Below are 13,265 nucleotides of genomic sequence, written 5' to 3'. Positions count from 1 at the left end.
AGCGGGATCAGCAGGGTGATGCCCTTGCCCGCCAGATTGGCCAGCGCCTGGCCGAGCCAGAATCGGCCGAAGTCCGGCGAGATGACCAACGCCTGGGTCCGGCGCGGGAGTTCGGAGGGCATGACGATCCCATCGGGCGAGTTCGGAAACGGAGGTGAAAGGGTGACCGCAGGTCAGCAGAACGGGGCGAAGCTCTCGCCCACCAGCGCCTTGGCAACCGCCCCGGAGGCTCCGGTGAGCTTGGCCAGCTCGGCCGCGTTGTGCGCCCGGAACGTCGCGTCGTGCGCGGCCAGCGGGCTGTCCCCGGCCAGGTCGAGCAGCCAGAGCGGCCGCAGCTCGGCACCGCGCAGGGCCTTGGCGTCGGCCGCCTCGATCCCGGCGTGCACCCAGCGGCAGCCGGCCGCAGCCGCAGCCCGGATCGGCGCGTAGTAGACGGTGTTGAAGTACTCGCAGGCGTCCTGCAGCCGTCCGTAGTCGAAGCCGGCCGCCCGCAGGTAGGTGGTGTCGCCCCAGACGTAGTAGAGGCAGAAGCCGACCGGCGGTTCGCCCTCCCGGCCGCAGAACGCCACCCGGGCGGCGTCACCCATCGCGGCCGCCTGCCGGCGGAACGACTCGGTGAGCACCTCCGGATCGGCGCCGTGCCCGTACCGGGCCTGGGTGCCGACCAGCAGTTCGGCCGCCACCCGGGCGGACTCGCCCAGGGTGGAGTCGGTGATCCGGTAGCCCGCCTCCTCGAAGCGCTTGACGTCCCGTCGGACCATGTCGGTGCGGCGCTTGGACGGCAGGCCGTGCAGCCACTCCGTCCAACCGCCCTCGGGGATCGGGATCCAGGCGTCCGCCGCCAGCAGCAGCGGCGGCCCGGCGGCCCCCGCGGCCCGCAGCGCCAGCACGTCCTCGGTGGTCAGGAAGAGGCCGAAGGCCGGCACCGGCCGGTCCCCGGCGGCGGAGGGCAACAGCTCCGATCCGGCCAGGTCCGACCGGAGCTTCTGGATCTGCTCGTACAGCGCCGCGGCGGCCCGGTCCCGCCCGAGGCCCGAGGAGGCCAGCAGGTGGGTCTGGTAGCCGCGGCGCTGGCCGAGCAGCAGGCCGGCCGCCCCGCCGCCGGAGAGTCCGAGCGGCTCCAGGTGGGACTCCCACTGGTAGAAGGAGTTGGGCTCGTGCTCGACGGCGGTGACCGGCACCGCCGCGGTGCCCTCCTCCCCCACGGCCACGTGCAGCCCGCCGGTGGTGGTGGTCCCGCCGATGTCGGTCGCGCAGAACCGGAGCCAGTCCGCTGAGGAGTAGAGCCGGTCGGCGGCCAGGGTGTTCCAGTCGTCGGCGGGGAGTCCGCCCCGGAAGTCGGCGAAGGCCGAGGTGAGTGTCATACCGGTGGGGTCCTGTCTCTGAGGGCGGCCGGCCCGTGGCCCAGCCGTGCGTGACGGCGGGTCAGCCGCGACGGGCAGCCAGCTCCGTCTGCTGCACCTCGGCGCCCTTGCGGGTGCGCAGCACCACCCGCGGGGTGTCGCCGTCCGGGACGACCTGCACGGTGCGCTCCTCGGTCCAGCCCGCGAAGCGGAACTCCAGGCCGTCCAGGTGCACCAGCCGGAACTCCGGCTTGCCCGCCAGGGTCAGCACCAGGTGCTCGCCGTCCCGCTCGACGGCGGCCGCCAGCTGCTCCTGCGGACGCAGGAACTCGCCTTCCTCCTCCTCCCAGTTGGCGAACGAGGCGGGCAGGTCGAAGCGGACCAGCACGGCCTCGGACTCGGCCTCGGTGAGCGGCTTGCGGCCCCGGTCGAAGACGATGTCGGCCGGGTCGACCGCCTCTCGCACCGCGTCAGGGAAGAGCGCGAACAGCTCCTTGCTCGGCAGGGTGTCGATCACCAGGTGGACCCGGGTCTCGGTGCCGGAGTTCTCCACCTTGTGGGTGCGGCTGAAGTCGCCGAACCAGAAGGTGCCCGGCTGCCACTGCTGGAGTTCGCCCGCGATGTACATCCGGGCCTCGGAGTGGGTGAGGATCGGGACGTGCACCCGGGCGGTGCCCCAGGCGACGCCGTACTTGTTGTCGTAGTGCTCGGCCGAGGCCGCGCCGGGGCCGAGCGCCATCAGCCGGGCGCTGCGGATCTCCGCCGGGATGGTCTCCAACACCTCGGCCAGGTACGGGGCCTGGGCCAGCCACTCGGTCGGGGCGAAGTCCACCAGCCCGGGGCCACCCGGGTCGGTGCGGTCCGGGTCGCCGCCGGGGCTGCGCAGCGGCAGCACCCGCCAGTCGATCGGCGCCTCACCGATCACGCCGTCGGCGCCGTAGGTGCGCTGCAGGCTCCAGGCCCGCCGGCGCAGCTCCGCGACGTCGGCGGCCAGTCGGTCGACGTCGAAGTCGAGCCCCAGCCGGGCTGCGGGCGGCAGGCCTGCCACCACATGCGGCTGGTGCTCCGTCACGTCGGTCATCTCGTGCTCTCTCCTCTTGCCGGACTCGGTGTGCGGACGGTTCGGGCAGCCGGGCTGACGACCGGTCAGCCCCAGCCCGGGTCCCCGGGAAGGAGGGAGACGGTGCCCGCCGCGACGACGGCCAGGGCCGCGAGCCGCAGGAGGAAGTGACGGAATGGGCGCATGTTCTGCCTCGCTTTCGCCGGGTTGGGGAACGCTTGGAACATCAGCTTGGGCGAACCCCGGGCCGATCCGGGAGTACTTCGGGGTCGCATGAACCTGAACTGCAGCAAGGTGAGGGGAGACCTCGGACACCATGCCCCGGACTACCTCAAGTCGGTGATTTCTCTGCGATTCGTCCACGGAGTATGAAGGCCGTGTTAAGGCTTCCCCTGGAGGTGACACAACTCCGGCCATCTCACGGATAGTTGCAGTAATCCGCAGCTCGCCCACCAGCATGCGAACTGCCTCGACCAGCAACCGAGTCGCCCCCACCACACGAGGTTGACATCGTGATCTTGCCGAACGCCGGACCCGCCCCGCTCCTGCCATCGCTCAGCTCCACCAGCGTGGCCATCTACCGGCTGGCCCTGGAGACCGGCACCCTCACCCTCTCCTCGGCCGCCGAGGTCGCCGGGGTCACCGAATCCGAGGCCGGCACCCTGGTGGACGGACTGGTGGCCATGCACCTGCTCCAGCCCCAGGCCGACGGCTGGGCCGCGGTGCACCCCTCCACCGCCCTCACCAACCTGATCGCCCCGGTCGAAATGTCCATCCTGCTACAGAAGTTGGACATCACCCGGGTCCGTGAGGAGCTCACCGCGCTGCTCCCGGTGTACGAGGAGCACAGCACCGCACCCGAGCCGTCGACCACCTCGATCGAGGTGCTGGAGGACCTGGGCGCGGTGCGCACCGCGCTGGACGCGGCGAGCGCCCGGTGCCGGCAGGAGATCCTGACCGCCCAGCCCGGCGGCGGGCGCCAGCGCGAGATGCTGGTCGAGGCCACCCCTCGCGCGCTCGCGATGCTCCAGCGCGGCCTGCGGATGCGGACGATCTACCAGCACACCGCCGCCTTCTCCGGGCCGACCAGGGACTACGTCCACGAGGTCACCCGCAAGGGCGCGGAGGTCCGGATCTTCGGGGAGGACTTCACCCGAATGATCATCTTCGACCGGGAGACGGCCTTCGTCGGCGACCGGGAGCACCCCGAACGGGCGCTGCTGATCCGCGAACCCACCCTGGTCCGGCTGCTCGCCGACGACTTCGAACGGGTCTGGCGCTGGAGCAATCCCTTCCTCACCCCGCACCGCCCGCACCGGCCGGCCGACTCCGGCCTGAGCAGCGCCAAGCGCACCGTGCTCCGGCTGATGGCCGACGGCCTCAAGGACGAGGTGATCGCCCGCTCGCTCGGCATGTCGGTGCGCACCTGCCGCAAGCACATCGCCGAGATCATGCAGGAGCTCGACGCCACCAGCCGCTTCCAGGCCGGCTACCGCGCGCTCCAGCGCGGCCTGATCGAGGACGGCCCGCTGAACGTCTCCCCCGACGGCTACCTGCTCGCCGACCCGTGCCGCCCGCCGCACTACGAGAGCATCCCCGCCTGACCGGCCCCGGCGGCCCGGCCGGGCACGCCGGTGGCCCCACCGGCCGGAGCGCCGCCCCGGGGAGTCCCCTCCTCCCCCCGGAGCAGCGCGGTTCGGGTGCCGACGGGTCAGTCGGCCAGCGGGAGGTACACCCGGTTGCCGGCCGCGGCGAACTCCTCGGACTTGGCCTGCATGCCGGCCAGCGCCTCGGCGTCGAAGTCGGTGGCCACGGCACTGGAGCCGTCACCGTGCTCGTCGCGGATCTTCTGCGAGATCTTCATCGAGCAGAACTTCGGGCCGCACATGGAGCAGAAGTGCGCGGTCTTGGCCGGCTCGGCGGGCAGCGTCTCGTCGTGGAAGGCGCGGGCCGTCTCGGGGTCGAGGGCCAGGTTGAACTGGTCCTCCCAGCGGAACTCGAAGCGGGCGTCGGAGAGCGCGTCGTCCCAGGCGGAGGCGCCGGGGTGGCCCTTGGCCAGGTCGGCGGCGTGGGCGGCGATCTTGTAGGTGATCACGCCGGTCTTGACGTCGTCCCGGTTGGGCAGGCCCAGGTGCTCCTTGGGCGTGACGTAGCAGAGCATCGCGGTGCCCCACCAGGCGATCATGGCCGCACCGATGCCCGAGGTGATGTGGTCGTAGCCGGGGGCCACGTCCGTGGTGAGCGGGCCGAGGGTGTAGAACGGCGCCTCGTCGCAGATCTCCTTCTGGAGATCCATGCTCTCCTTGATCTTGTTCATCGCGACGTGGCCGGGGCCCTCGATCATCACCTGGACGTCCCGCTCGCGGGCGATCCGGCCCAGCTCGCCGAGGGTCTGCAGCTCGGCGAACTGCGCCTCGTCGTTGGCGTCCGCGGTGGAGCCCGGCCGCAGGCCGTCACCCAGCGAGAAGGTGACGTCGTAGCGGGCCAGGATGTCGCAGAGCTCCTCGAAGTTGGTGTAGAGGAAGTTCTCCTGGTGGTGCGCCAGGCACCAGGCCGCCATGATCGAGCCGCCGCGCGAGACGATGCCGGTCTTCCGACGGGCCGTCAGCGGGACGTAGCGGAGCAGCACGCCGGCGTGCACCGTCATGTAGTCCACGCCCTGCTCGCACTGCTCGATGATGGTGTCCCGGTAGACCTCCCAGCTCAGCTCCTCGGCCTTGCCGTCCACCTTCTCCAGCGCCTGGTACAGCGGCACGGTGCCGATCGGCACCGGCGAGTTGCGCAGGATCCACTCGCGGGTGGTGTGGATGTTCCGCCCGGTGGAGAGGTCCATGACGGTGTCGGCGCCCCAGCGGGTGGCCCAGGTCATCTTCTCCACCTCCTCCTCGATCGAGGAGGTGACGGCGGAGTTGCCGATGTTGGCGTTGATCTTCACCAGGAAGTTGGTGCCGATGATCGACGGCTCCACCTCGGGGTGGTTCACGTTCAGCGGGATGACCGCGCGGCCGCGGGCCACCTCGGAGCGGACGTACTCCGGGTCCATGCCCTCCCGCAGCGCCACGAACTCCATCTCCGGAGTGACGATCCCCCGCTTCGCGTAGGCGAGTTGGGTCACCGCGACGCCCTCGCGCCCGCGCAGCGGGCGGCGCGGGCGGCCGGGGAAGACCGCGTCCAGGTTGCGCAGGTTCCCGCCGCGCGGCGAGGTGTGCTTGATGCCGTCGTCCTCCGGGCGGGCCTCGCGGCCCTCGTACTCCTCGACGTCGCCGCGCTGGCGGATCCACGCGTCGCGCAGCGCGGGCAGGCCCCGGCGCACGTCGGGCTGGTAGGAGGGGTCGGTGTACGGACCCGAGGTGTCGTACAGCGGAACGGACTTGCCGTTGGTGAGGACGACCTCCTTGAACGGCACCCGCAGGTCGGGGCGGGATCCGTCGCGGTAGGCCTTGCGCCATGCCGGGGTCGGGTAGCCGGTGGTGGCGCTGGTGACCGCGCTCTCCACCTGGGCCGGGGCAGACTTCTGCTGTGCGTCGAACGTGGTCATGAGACCTCTATCTCCCTACGCCGGCATTACCCGGTCAGGTTCCTGCGGTCGACGCAGCGGTCGGTACGCGGCTCGCACGTACCTTTCAGCGCCCTCTCAGCCCGGTGCTCCGAGCTCCCGTGTCCACAGGCGGTTTGCCTGCAACAAGACGTCCATCACCGTAGCGGTCAGGTCCCGGATGGTCCAGAGCGGACCTGACGGTCTGTTCGGCATGCGGACAGGTCAGGGGCGTCACGCCGTCTCCCCGGACGCCTTCCGTCACTTCCGCCCCGCACGGCGAACGGCCCGGCCCCCGTGAGGGGCCGGGCCGTTCCGGGTTCGCGCCGCCGTCAGCTCTTGGCGGCCTTCTTCACCAGGATCACCACGCCGGCCGCGACGCCGACCACCACCAGGGCCTTGAACAGGAAGGCGAGCAGCGAGGTCACCGCACCGACGACGAACCAGATCAGGTTCCAGGCGAGGATCACCGCGACGATCGGGACGACGATGTTGCGCACCCACGAGGGCAGCGACTTCCAGAGCTCAGCCATGTCCGTTCCTTCTCTCCCCTCGGGCCGGTGACGGCTGGTCCGTCGCGTCCCGTTGCTTCGATACTTAGAACGTACCGGGCCGGAGCACTGCTTCCGAGGGGTTCGAGCCCGGAGAGAACCCGGAGATGCCCCCTAGGTCCGGGAGGGACGACCCCCTACCCGGGGAGGGCTCAGACCGGCCAGGTCTCCCGACGCCAGGCGGCGTCCCAGAACATCCACTCGTAGCGCGAGGTGGTCACGAAGTGCTCCACCACCCGGGCCCGCTCGGCCGGGGCGAGCTGCTCGCCCAGACGGTCCGTCAGCTCCAGCACCCGGCGGACCACGGACTGGAAGGCCTCGTCCCCGTAGGTGGCGATCCACTTGGCGTAGAGCGGGTCGGGGGAGGAGGAGGCGAGCAGCTGCTCGCCGACCCGGGCGTAGATCCAGTAGCAGGGGAGCACAGCGCCGACCGCCTCGGCGAAGGAGCCGCCGTAGACGGTGGCCAGCAGGTAGCTGGTGTAGGCCCGGGTGGTGGGCAGGACCGGCTCGGCGGCGGCCTCCTCGGCTCGCTCGCCGAAGGCGGAGAGGAAGTCGGCGTGCATCTCCTGCTCGGCGGCGATGGCGCCGACCGCGTCGGCGGCGAAGGCCCGCACGCCCTCCTCGTCGGGGGCCTTGGCGGCGCAGACGGCCAGCGCCCGGGCGTAGTCCCGCAGGTAGTGCGAGTCCTGGACCACGAAGTGGCGGAAGGCGTCCCGCGGCAGGGTGCCGTCGGTCAGTCCGGAGATGAAGGGGTGCGCCAGGATCTCGGCGTGGATCGGCTCGATCGCCGACCAGAGGTCCTCGGTGAAGGTCATCGCTGCTGCTCCTGCCGTACGGGGTCGGGCCTCGGCCGACCCTACCCGGAGCGTTCCGGACGGCCCGTCAGTCCTCCGGCGGGGAGAACACCACCAGCACCCGGAGCTCCTCGGTGACGTGGTGGAAGCGGTGCGGCGTCCCCGCCGGGACGTAGACCACGCTGCCCCGGCCGACGGTGGTGGTCTCGCCGCCGACGGTGAGCTCGGCCCGGCCGCTGATCACCTGGTAGAGCTCGTCCTGGGCGTGCGCGGTCTGGGTGTCGGTCTCGCCGGGGGAGAGCGCGTAGAGCCCGGCGGACATGTGACGCTCCTTCAGGAAGCGCAGGTAGGCGCCGCCGCCCTCGGTGCGCTCGGCGTCGAGCCGGTCCAGCCGGAAGACCTTCACGGGGCCACCCTCCTGTTGTGATGGCCACATTGAACAACATGCGGCCGGAGAGCTTCCGCCTGACCCGGCGGCCTGCCAGGCTCGGGACCATGAAGAACTTCGTCATCAAGACGCTGATCAACGCGGCCGCCATCTGGGTGGCCGCCTGGATCGTGTCCGGCATCACGCTGTCCGGGGACGACTGGCAGAGCAAGACCGTGACGGTGATCCTGGTCGCCCTGGTCTTCGGGGTGGTGAACTTCCTGATCAAGCCGCTGGTCAAGCTGTTCTCGCTGCCGCTGTTCATCCTGACCCTGGGGCTGATCACCTTCGTGATCAACGCCCTGATGCTCTGGCTGACCTCCTGGGCCTCGGACAAGCTGAGCCTGGACTTCCACGTGGACGGGTTCTGGGCCGCGCTGCTCGGCTCGCTGATCATCAGCCTGGTCTCCTGGGGCCTCAACCTGGCCTTCGGCGACGACGACTGACGCGCCACCGGACGCACGAAGGGCCCACCGCCGGCGAGGCGGTGGGCCCTTCGTGCCGTCGGGAGCCGCGGCGTCAGCCGAGGTTCTCGCAGCCCTTGGCCAGGATCGCGGCCAGCTCCTCGTCCAGCTCGCTGCCGGTCGGCTCCTGGCCCATCGGCACCAGCCGGTCGGTCCGGGCCAGGAAGGCGATCAGCGGCGGGGCCGAGGCGACCAGACGGGCGTCGCCGTCCGGGGAGTGCAGCACGATGCAGACCTCGGAGAGCTCCTCGCCCACGGGGTGGATGTGCACGTCCCCCTCGCCGGTCGGGCGGCTGATGCCGTCCAGCAGCAGCTCACGGGCGAAGTACCAGGTGACCGGGGCGTCACCGGGGAGGTGGAAGGTGAACCGGACCGCGAAGGGGTCCACGGGGTCGTAGTCGAGGTCGACCACGATGCGGAAGGAGAGCTCGTGCGAGACCACGAGGTTCATCACCACGTGGCCCTGGACCGTGCTGTGCATGCGCCAGTACCTCTCGTTCTGCCCGGTGTCCGGTGGCTGAGGGGGACCGCCGGTTGGCCGGGCATGCGATTCGATGTCGTGGTCCTCAAGGTCCCCATCCGGGTCCATCGTGGTGCTTTGGGGACGAATTGGACAAGACGCGCTTTTTCAAATGGTGAGCGGACACACCCGAGGGGGTCAGTGGACGAACGAGGGGGACATCGCCCCGACCAGCGAACGGAGCCGCTCGGCCTTCGCGGCCAACTCCCCGGCGCGGGCCGCCGGGAGGGAGATCGCCATGGTGGCGACGGCCGAGCCGACGGTGATCGGGACGGCGGCGCAGACCGTGCCGAGCGCGTACTGCTGACGCTCCAGCACCGGCCTGCTGGGCTCGGCCGCGGCCAGGCGGCGGAGCAGCAGGGTGCGGTCGGTGAGGGTGGACGGGGTGAGCCCGACCGGCGGGTGGCGGCTGAAGTGGTCCTGGCGGTCCTCCTCGCCGAGCTGGGAGAGCAGGCACTGGCCGACCGCGTGGGCGTTGGCGCTGACCTTGAAGTCGGCCACCTCCTCGACCGCGGGCCGGGCCGGGGCGTCGACCACGTCGACCACCCTGACCTCGCCGTCCTCGTAGACGGCGTAGTAGACGGCGGTGTCCAGCTCCTGGCCGATCTGTTCCATCCGGCCGCGCAGGTCGGCCCGGTCGGCCCGCCGGACGCCGTCCCGGCCGATGCCGTCCGCCGAGGCGCCGTAGAAGAACCGGCCGGCCACCCGGCACAGGTAGCCCTCGTGGGTCAGGGTGCGGAGCAGGTGGTACGTGGTGCCCAGCGGCAGCCCGGCGGCGCGGGCCAGCTGCTTGGCGGTGGCGCCCTCGCGGTACTCGCCGACGGCCTCCAGCAGCCGCAGCGCCCGCTGGACGGAGGCGATCAGGGTCGGCTCCCGGGTGCCCCCGGCGGCTGACACGGCGCCCCGTATGCTCCGTGCGGCGTCCGTGATCTGATCCACTGTCATGCCCTGCCCCCTGCCCGGTTTCAGTGCAGTTGTGCCCGAATGGCGCTCATTGCAGCACAGGGCGCCCATGCCTGCAATCATTCCGGTGAGCAATGTCGGCTTTTGACCTTCGAATCCAAGGTACTCCCAGCGGAATGTGACTCTCCGGTAGGAGCATCTCCGGCGCCCGCCTTACTATCGAAGATCCAAAGGGCCTGACTGCCCGCTGCGGCTTCGAAGCGCCCGGGCACGCCGAATCAACCGTTCGGCGGAACCGGGACGTCCCGTTCGTCCGTCTGTACGAGTTTCACCGGTGGTCGGTGGCGGGAGACTCAGCCACAACGCTCCCCTCCCGGAGGTGGTCATGACCGGCCCCGTCCGTCCCGTGGTGAAGCGCACCGCGCGGGCGATCCTGCTGGAGCTGGACCCGGACGATCCGCACCGCCCGGCCTCGATCGTGCTGATCAAGCGGACCAGGCCCGGCGCCCGGCCGTACTGGATCACGCCGGGCGGAGGGGTGGAGGACACCGACCGCACCGTGGTGGCCGCCCTGCACCGGGAGGTGGACGAGGAGCTCGGGGGCAAGGTCGAGGGCGTGGTGCCCGCCTTCGTGGACACGGTCGCCCACTCCCACCACGAGGACGGCTCACCGGCCCACCCCCACGGCGTCAAGGTCCAGCACTTCTTCGTCTGCCGGCTCACCGCGATGGACCCGTCCCGCCGCCACGGCCCCGAGGTGGACGAACCCCGGGGCGAGTACGAGATCGTCCGGCTGCCCTTCACCCGGGAGGGCGTCACCTCGGTGAACGTCGTCCCGCCCAGCCTGCGCGCCTACCTGGCGGCCAACGTGGAGGGCGTCCGGGCCCTGCTCGCCCCGGACCTGGGCGCCGCCGAACGGCACTGACGGGCGGCCGGCCACCTCAGGCCTCCTCGCCCAGGTCGTGGAAGACCCGGCCCGGCGCCACCCCGGCCCGGGCCAGCGCCCGCGCGCCCCGGCGGACCATGGCCGCCGGGCCGCTCAGGTACGCGTCCCGGCCGGCCCAGCTGCCGTAACGGGAGACCGCGTCCGGCAGCTCCCCCGCCAGCAGACCGACGGCCTGCTCCTCGGAGACCACCGGATGCACCGTCAGCCACGGGTTCCCGACGGCCAGTTCGCGCAGCCGGTCCAGCTCGTACAGGCCGTCCTGCCGACGGGCGCCGTAGAAGACGTCCACCGCCCGCCGGCCCCCGCCGCGCTCGACCAGCTCCTCCACCAGCGCGGTGACCGGGGCGATCCCGGTGCCGCCGCCCAGGCAGACCAGGTCGGCCCCGTCCCCCTGGTCCAGCAGCATCGACCCGGCCGCCGGGCCGAGCCGCAGCACGTCGCCCGGCGCGGCCCGGTGCACCAGCGCGTTGCTCACCCAGCCCGCCTGCACCGCCTTGACGTGCAGGGTCAGCAGCCCGTCCGGCCGGGGCGCGGTGGCGAAGGAGAACGGCCGCCAGACCCGGGGCCACCAGGGCGTCTCCAGGGTGGTGTACTGCCCGGCCCGGTACGGGTACGCCTGGTCCGGACGGAGCGTCAGCTCCGCCACGTCCGGCGTGCGCATCCGGTGGCCCACCACCTCGGCCTGCCACCACGGCGGGGAGGTGCGGGCCGCCGCCTCGGCCGCCTCCGACATCACGGTGGCGACCAGGCCGTAGACCCGGCGCCAGGCCAGCTCGGTCTCCGCGTCCCACTTCGGGCCGCAGTACTTGGCCAGCGCGGCCACCAGGCACTCGCCGACCGGGGCGTAGTGGCCCGTCAGGGTGCCGTACTTGCGGTGCCCCTGGCCCAGCCGGGTCAGGTAGGCGGTCAGGCCCGGCAGGTCGTCCGCACTCCGGGCGGCCATCAGCAGCGAGCGGAACAGCCGGTCCCGCTGGACGTCCATGGCGGCCGGGAAGAGCGCCCGGACCTCGGGGTGGTGCACGAAGATCAGCGCGTAGAAGTGCGCGGTGGCCCGGTCGGCGAGCGGCTCCACCACCGCCAGGCTGGCCCGGATCAGTTCGACGTCCCGCGCGGTCGGCGGGTCCCCCGCACCGGCCGGGGGCTCGGCGGCCGGCGCCTGCGGGGCGACGCCGCCCAGGGTGTCCATCGCCCAGGCCCGGCTCCAGTGGTCGCCCGGCCCGGCCCAGTTGAGGCCCGGGGCCTGCGGGAACAGCGGCTCCACCGGGGAGGGCGCCACGGCCGGCACCGCCGGCGGGTGCACCGGCCGCGGCGGGATCACCAGCGCCGCCGGCTCCACCACGACGGGGGCCGCCGGCTCCACCACGACGGGGGCTTCCGGCTCCACCGGGACGACCGGCTCCACCACGGCCAGGGGTTCCGGCTCCACCGGAACGACCGGCTCCACCACCCGTGCGGGTGGCTCCGGTTCCGTCTCCGGCATGCCCGGTACGGCGGCCACCGCGACCGAGCCGCGCCCCGCCCGGACCCTCAACGGGGCTGTCTTCACCGCGATTTGACGAGTGCCCAAGAGAATCGTTTCGCTTCCGGTCGTGCCAGTTGCTGAGGCTCAGCAGCGTGGCACGACCGTGAAGCTCATCCGACAAATCCTCGGAAGCCCGGACACAAGGCCCCCGAAGCGCTACCCTCCCGCACCCACAGCGGCCGTCACAGCTGCCGCAGCAGCGTCCCCGGCTGCTCCACGCAGTCCGCGACGAACCGCAGGAAGCCGCCCGCCGTGCCGCCGTCGCAGACCCGGTGGTCGAAGGTGAAGGAGAGCTGGGTGACCTGACGGACCGCCAACTCCCCGTTGTGGACCCAGGGTTTGGGCGTGATGCGGCCGACGCCGAGCATCGCCGCCTCCGGGTGGTTGAGGATCGGCGTGGAGCCGTCCACCCCGAAGACCCCGTAGTTGTTGAGGGTGAAGGTGCCCCCGGTCAGCTCGGCCGGGGTGATCCGGCCCTCCCGGGCCGCCTCGGTCAACCGTGCGAGCTCCGCACCGAGGTGCTCCGTCCCGAGCGCGTGCGCGTCCCTCACCACCGGCACCACCAGACCGCGCTCGCTCTGCGCGGCGAAGCCCAGGTGCACGGCGGTGTGCCGGACGATGCCGGTACCGTCGGGCGTCACGCTGGAGTTGAGCTCGGGGAAGCGGGCCAGCGCGGCGGTGGAGATCCGGGCCAGCAGGGCCAGCACGCTGATCTTCGGCCCGGCCGCCCGGTTGAGCTCGGCCCGCAGCTCCATCAGGGCGGTGGCGTCGGCGTCCACCCAGCAGGTCGCGGCGGGGATCTCCCGGTGACTGCGGGTCAGCTTCTCGGCCACCGCCTTGCGCAGCCCGCGCAGCGGGACGACGCCCTCGGCCACCGGGGCCGCCACCTGGGCCGCCACCGGCGCGGCGGGAGCGGTCAGCACCCGCTCCACGTCCCGCCGCAGGATCAGCCCGTCCGGGCCGGAGCCGGCCACCGTCCGCAGGTCCAGGTCGTGCTCGCGGGCGATCCTCCGCACCAGCGGCGAGATCACCGCCACGACGGCGGGTGCCACCGGGGCCGCCGGTGCCACCGCGACGGGCGCCGGGGCAGCAGCCGGAGCCAGCCGGAGGGGCTGGTCCGCCACGTCGGCATCACCGGGTACCCGCTGTCCGTGCTCGCCGACCTGGCGGGGCGGGCCCCGGTCGACACCGTGCTCTCGT

General features: G+C 72.2%; 13 protein-coding genes. 3 read left to right on the top strand and 10 right to left on the bottom strand.

The features are described from left to right. Window positions 1-173: 173 nt before the first annotated feature. The gene (locus tag ACWEPF_RS38405; protein WP_452176299.1) at window positions 174-1,364 is read right to left on the bottom strand and encodes a GNAT family N-acetyltransferase; all 1,191 of its coding nucleotides are present in this window, start codon (window positions 1,362-1,364) and stop codon (window positions 174-176) included. Window positions 1,365-1,425: 61 nt separating this feature from the next. Further along, window positions 1,426-2,424 carry an aspartyl/asparaginyl beta-hydroxylase domain-containing protein gene (locus tag ACWEPF_RS38400; protein WP_452176298.1) on the bottom strand — a complete coding sequence of 333 codons (999 nt, stop codon included), beginning with the start codon at window positions 2,422-2,424 and terminating at the stop codon, window positions 1,426-1,428. A 491-nt stretch (window positions 2,425-2,915) separates the two neighbouring features. On the opposite strand from ACWEPF_RS38400, the gene ACWEPF_RS38395 reads away from it, so the two are divergent. After that, complete coding sequence (locus ACWEPF_RS38395; RefSeq protein ID WP_452176297.1) at window positions 2,916-4,007, top strand: helix-turn-helix transcriptional regulator; 1,092 nt, start codon at window positions 2,916-2,918, stop codon at window positions 4,005-4,007. A 107-nt stretch (window positions 4,008-4,114) separates the two neighbouring features. On the opposite strand, the gene thiC is transcribed toward ACWEPF_RS38395, so the two are convergent. From thiC to ACWEPF_RS38375, 4 genes are all read right to left on the bottom strand, one after another. After that, complete coding sequence (gene thiC / locus ACWEPF_RS38390) at window positions 4,115-5,941, bottom strand: phosphomethylpyrimidine synthase ThiC (protein WP_452176296.1); 1,827 nt, start codon at window positions 5,939-5,941, stop codon at window positions 4,115-4,117. A 329-nt stretch (window positions 5,942-6,270) separates the two neighbouring features. After that, window positions 6,271-6,471 (bottom strand): DUF5326 family protein, encoded by a 201-nt coding sequence (locus tag ACWEPF_RS38385; RefSeq protein WP_452176295.1) that lies wholly within the window; start codon window positions 6,469-6,471, stop codon window positions 6,271-6,273. 170 nt (window positions 6,472-6,641) lie between these two features. Next, window positions 6,642-7,304 (bottom strand): thiaminase II, encoded by a 663-nt coding sequence (tenA, locus tag ACWEPF_RS38380; protein ID WP_345288881.1) that lies wholly within the window; start codon window positions 7,302-7,304, stop codon window positions 6,642-6,644. Between the two features lie 67 nt (window positions 7,305-7,371). Then, window positions 7,372-7,689: a cupin domain-containing protein gene (locus tag ACWEPF_RS38375; RefSeq protein ID WP_345288880.1), complete on the bottom strand. Its 318-nt coding sequence runs from the start codon at window positions 7,687-7,689 to the stop codon at window positions 7,372-7,374. Between the two features lie 89 nt (window positions 7,690-7,778). Here ACWEPF_RS38375 and ACWEPF_RS38370 point away from each other — a divergent pair, with 89 nt between their 5' ends. Then, window positions 7,779-8,156, top strand: a complete 378-nt coding sequence (locus tag ACWEPF_RS38370) for a phage holin family protein (RefSeq protein WP_345288879.1) — start codon at window positions 7,779-7,781, stop codon at window positions 8,154-8,156. A gap of 73 nt (window positions 8,157-8,229) precedes the next feature. Here ACWEPF_RS38370 and ACWEPF_RS38365 read toward each other — a convergent pair whose 3' ends face one another. Next, window positions 8,230-8,655, bottom strand: coding sequence for an SsgA family sporulation/cell division regulator (locus tag ACWEPF_RS38365; protein ID WP_345288878.1), 426 nt, complete (start codon window positions 8,653-8,655; stop codon window positions 8,230-8,232). A 177-nt stretch (window positions 8,656-8,832) separates the two neighbouring features. Beyond that, the gene (locus ACWEPF_RS38360) at window positions 8,833-9,591 is read right to left on the bottom strand and encodes an IclR family transcriptional regulator (RefSeq protein WP_452176294.1); all 759 of its coding nucleotides are present in this window, start codon (window positions 9,589-9,591) and stop codon (window positions 8,833-8,835) included. Window positions 9,592-9,982: 391 nt separating this feature from the next. Here ACWEPF_RS38360 and ACWEPF_RS38355 point away from each other — a divergent pair, with 391 nt between their 5' ends. Beyond that, window positions 9,983-10,522, top strand: a complete 540-nt coding sequence (locus tag ACWEPF_RS38355) for an NUDIX hydrolase (RefSeq protein WP_345288876.1) — start codon at window positions 9,983-9,985, stop codon at window positions 10,520-10,522. A 16-nt stretch (window positions 10,523-10,538) separates the two neighbouring features. Here the strand turns inward: ACWEPF_RS38355 and ACWEPF_RS38350 are convergent, their stop codons facing one another. Then, window positions 10,539-11,969, bottom strand: a complete 1,431-nt coding sequence (locus ACWEPF_RS38350) for a globin domain-containing protein (RefSeq protein ID WP_452176293.1) — start codon at window positions 11,967-11,969, stop codon at window positions 10,539-10,541. Between the two features lie 278 nt (window positions 11,970-12,247). Next, window positions 12,248-13,265: dihydrolipoamide acetyltransferase family protein (locus ACWEPF_RS38345; protein WP_452176292.1), on the bottom strand; the 1,018-nt coding region annotated here is incomplete at its 5' end.

The sequence above is a fragment of the Kitasatospora sp. NPDC004289 genome, from assembly GCF_053602875.1.
This window is presented reverse-complemented; position numbering and strand designations above follow the sequence as displayed.

Excerpts from the sequence above, each read along its gene's own strand:
- ACWEPF_RS38405 (WP_452176299.1), bottom strand. The coding sequence starts at position 1,364 with ATGACACTCACCTCGGCCTTCGCCGACTTCCGGGGCGGACTCCCCGCC.
- ACWEPF_RS38400 (WP_452176298.1), bottom strand. The coding sequence starts at position 2,424 with ATGACCGACGTGACGGAGCACCAGCCGCATGTGGTGGCAGGCCTGCCG.
- thiC (WP_452176296.1), bottom strand. The coding sequence starts at position 5,941 with ATGACCACGTTCGACGCACAGCAGAAGTCTGCCCCGGCCCAGGTGGAG.
- ACWEPF_RS38385 (WP_452176295.1), bottom strand. The coding sequence starts at position 6,471 with ATGGCTGAGCTCTGGAAGTCGCTGCCCTCGTGGGTGCGCAACATCGTC.
- tenA (WP_345288881.1), bottom strand. The coding sequence starts at position 7,304 with ATGACCTTCACCGAGGACCTCTGGTCGGCGATCGAGCCGATCCACGCC.
- ACWEPF_RS38370 (WP_345288879.1), top strand. The coding sequence starts at position 7,779 with ATGAAGAACTTCGTCATCAAGACGCTGATCAACGCGGCCGCCATCTGG.
- ACWEPF_RS38365 (WP_345288878.1), bottom strand. The coding sequence starts at position 8,655 with ATGCACAGCACGGTCCAGGGCCACGTGGTGATGAACCTCGTGGTCTCG.
- ACWEPF_RS38355 (WP_345288876.1), top strand. The coding sequence starts at position 9,983 with ATGACCGGCCCCGTCCGTCCCGTGGTGAAGCGCACCGCGCGGGCGATC.